The 2,877-nt window shown below is 70.8% G+C and carries 3 protein-coding genes; 1 reads left to right on the forward strand and 2 read right to left on the reverse strand.

The window, feature by feature from the left end; all coding sequences use genetic code 11:
* Positions 1-300: 300 nt before the first annotated feature.
* Entirely contained in the window at positions 301-1,002 is a 702-nt protein-coding gene (locus tag NBZ85_RS29715; RefSeq protein WP_261563251.1) for an AfsR/SARP family transcriptional regulator, read from the forward strand.
* Here the strand turns inward: NBZ85_RS29715 and NBZ85_RS29720 are convergent.
* Both NBZ85_RS29720 and NBZ85_RS29725 read right to left on the reverse strand, forming a co-directional pair.
* Positions 994-1,443: a winged helix-turn-helix transcriptional regulator gene (locus NBZ85_RS29720; protein ID WP_256790447.1), complete on the reverse strand. Its 450-nt coding sequence runs from the start codon at positions 1,441-1,443 to the stop codon at positions 994-996. The genes NBZ85_RS29715 and NBZ85_RS29720 overlap by 9 nt on opposite strands.
* Before the next feature lie 1,002 nt (positions 1,444-2,445).
* Positions 2,446-2,619 carry a hypothetical protein gene (locus tag NBZ85_RS29725; protein ID WP_261563252.1) on the reverse strand — a complete coding sequence of 58 codons (174 nt, stop codon included), beginning with the start codon at positions 2,617-2,619 and terminating at the stop codon, positions 2,446-2,448.
* Positions 2,620-2,877: the final 258 nt, after the last annotated feature.

The following is a 2,877-nucleotide window of genomic DNA, read 5'->3' on the forward strand; positions in this document are numbered from 1 at the left end:
CAGAGGATCGCGGTGACGGTGGCGAGCACTGGCAGCGGCCAGCGCCGGGCGGCGATCAACGGAGCGGCGGCGAGCACCCCGAACAGCAGAACATGGGCGGTTGAGCCGTAGCCGTCGGCCCCCGGCGGTGAGGGAGCAGGCCCCACCGAGCCCGCTGACGCGGCAGCACCGCCACCAGCCGCCGCGAGCGCGCCACAGGGACTACAACGCCCCCCACAGGCGGCCACGCCGCTGCTGCTCACCCTGTTCGGCCGGCTACAACTGCTCTACCGGGCGGCACCGGACGGCGACCACCAGGCCGTGACCGGTATCGGGGGTCCGGGCAGGGAGATCCTGGCCTACCTCGCCGCCCATCCCGACGGCGCGCGGCGCCGCGTCATCATCGACGCGGTCTGGCCCGAGGACGGCAAGTCCCTGCGGCTGCGGGACAACCGGTTCTACGCCGCGATCAGCCAGCTACGCCGCACCCTTGTCGCCGCCACCGGCGGGGCGATCGACGACGTGTTCGACCACGACGACCGACGCTGGCGGCTGCGCCGCGACCTGTTCACGGTCGACCTCTGGCAGGTTGACGAGGCGCTCGACGCGCGGCGGCGCGCGACGACCACCGCCGACGAGCTCGCCGCGATCCTCCCGCTGGCCGCCACCTACACCGGCCACCTCTCCGACGACATCGCCGGCGCCTGGGCCGAAACCCACCGCGAGAACCTTCGCCGCCAGATCTCCGACGCGCTCGTCAGCATCACCGCCACCGTCGGCGAGGACAACCCGCAGCGCCTGGAGCTCCTGGAAACGCTGCGCCGCCTCGACCCCTACAACGAACAGCTCTACGTCCAGATCGCCGCCACCCAGGCCCGCCTCGGCCAGCACGACGCCATCGCGTCCACCTACCGCCATCTGGTCGCGGCCCTCGCCGAGGTCGGCGAGCGGCCCACATCCAACACCGATCGCGTCTTCCAGGCCGTGATGCGGCCCGGTCCGCCCGGCGCGCGTTCAGCCTGACCGCGGCCGACGGTTTCCGCCGCTGTTCTTGCGGCGTCGCCTTTCGGCCCACGCCCGCCGGTCCTCGTCCAGCAGATCCTCATGCGCCGCCGCCCACTGCGCCATCGGCGCCACCAGATCCGCCAGCTCCTTCGCCGCCGGGGTCAGCCAGTAGACCGTCCCGAACGGGAACGCACGCTCCCGCGCACGCTCGACCAGCCCCCGGCGCTGCATCCACCGCAACGTCCGCGTCAACACGGCCTCCTGGATCAGCGGCTGCGGCCAGCGCCGACCCCGGGGAACCTCGTAGCTGCGCAGCGTGCGCAACAAGCCCGTATACGGCAGCGGACCGCCCGACAGCGCGACCAGGACGTCCGGCAGCCAGCTAGGGCTCAGCGTGCGTCGCAGATCGTGCAACAGAATGCGCCGATCAGGACCAGGCAGGTCCTCAGTCCTTGTCACACCCACTCCCATGGGAAGATCCGCAGACCCACCGGGCCCGGTCGACCGTTCCGCCGTGCAGCGCGACTGCCTCGCCGCTCCCGACGCCCCCGTAGCCTCTCCGCGTGGCAGGCATCTCACCCAAGGCTGCACTATTTGACCGTAAGGCGACAATCCGATATGGCGACCGTCACCAGCGCCGCACGTCGCCGAGACACGAGCCGAAGCACGCCGCCGCAACCCGGCTAGCTGCAACAACGCCGAAGCCCCGCCGGCAAGACCCCCCAACCCGTCCGACCCGAGCGGGCCGACATGATGCCCATCACGTCACGCGATCCTGTAGGCCCGCCCCGCTCACCGGCCACCACCGCCTGCTGCTCTGCGCCGACGACGTCTCCTCGGCCGAGCTCAGCTCCCGCGTTCCGGCCCAGAAGATCCTTCCCGGCGTCACCTGGCGGGGGGACGCGCGCTACGACGTCGACCCGTTCCGGGCGCTTATCGACTCCACCTCCGCGCGCAGATTGCTTGGCTGGGCCCCGCGCCACCGGTGGCGCGGCCCCACTGCCCGCCCGGCCTGACCGCCGCGCCGCACCCGCGCGCGGGCGTTCTCCACGCGGGTCGACGGACCGTCAGCCGCGCCCACCAGGGCCAAACGACCGGGCATTGCACTGGTCTTCGCCCGAGGATTCTCAACCCCAGTCATCGCCCTCTTGGCGCTTTCCGGACTGGCCAACCATCCCGACTGTTGGCCATCTACTGGCCGACCATCACGGCGAGTGGCCACCTGCCCTGTAGGGATCGAGCGGGGGTGGCGAGTTCGTGCTGGCAGTTCGCCGTTATTGGCGAGCGCCGCCGTGCGGTCCACCGAGGCTGTTGGCGAACGCTGGCACCGCCAGCAGGCTGCACAGCGAGCGACCGCAAGGCCCTGACCAGGGACTCGCCAAGTAGGCCGGGTCGCTCGCCATCGACTCGCCAACTACGACTGCGACTCGCCAGGCAATCCGATCCCTACACCCCCTACCTCTAAATGAGCAGCCGGTCCTGGGGATTCGCGTCTATCTGAGCAGCGCTCCAGGGGCTGCTGCCGGGATAGTTGAGCAGTGCAGCGCCGGTTGCGGCGGTGCCCAGCGAGCTGCCAGCGAGGCGTTCGCCCTGGTCAGCCGCCCTGCTCAAGTAGACCTGGCCACAGCTGCTCATGCGGTGCTCATTTCCCGTGGCCGCTGCTCATCTACAAGTGATCCCTACACCCCCTGTAGGGATCGCGCGAAGATGGCCACTCCGAGCTGGCAGGTCACGGTAGTTGGCCAGCGCTGGCGGTGCCAGCGCGATGCACAGCGGGTCCCTGACCAGCGCTTTGGCCAAGTAGATCGCGCTCTGGCCACGCAGTGGCCAAGTGGCCCGGCGAGTGGCCACGTAGATCCGATCCCTACACCCCCGCCGGCCCCCCCACCGGAC

The organism is Frankia tisae (assembly GCF_025403405.1).
In the GTDB taxonomy this organism is placed as follows: Bacteria; Actinomycetota; Actinomycetes; order Frankiales; family Frankiaceae; genus Frankia; species Frankia tisai.

Bases quoted from the DNA above. Each gene is read 5' to 3' on its own strand.
- NBZ85_RS29725 (WP_261563252.1), bottom strand. From the start codon at position 2,619: ATGAGCAGCTGTGGCCAGGTCTACTTGAGCAGGGCGGCTGACCAGGGC.